Annotated in this window: 1 protein-coding gene; it reads left to right on the top strand. The window is 66.5% G+C overall.

The features are described 5' to 3' along the window. Positions 1–254, top strand: a 254-nt coding sequence (locus J5474_RS22600) for a Bug family tripartite tricarboxylate transporter substrate binding protein (RefSeq protein ID WP_280842551.1), incomplete at both ends; no start/stop codon positions are given.

Genomic DNA, 254 nt, shown 5'->3' with positions numbered 1-254 from the left:
GACTTCCCCAATGTGATGGTGGTCAGCGCCGCCTTGCCGGTGCAGAGCGTGCAGGATTTCATCGCCTATGCCCGCAGCCGGCCGCAGGGGGTGAATTTCGGCTCGACCGGCGTCGGCACCTCGATCCACCTGACCGGGGAGCTGTTCAAGCTGCGCACCGGCCTCGAGATGACGCATGTGCCCTATCGCGGCGCCGGCGGCTCCTCGACCGATCTGCGCTCGGGGCAGATCCAGGTGATCTTCGACAACCTGCC

The organism is Sagittula salina (genome assembly GCF_017813235.1).
GTDB classification, from domain to species: Bacteria; Pseudomonadota; Alphaproteobacteria; order Rhodobacterales; family Rhodobacteraceae; genus Sagittula; species Sagittula salina.
The sequence above is the reverse complement of the archived record's forward strand: the minus strand, read 5'-3'. Positions and strand labels throughout refer to the sequence as shown.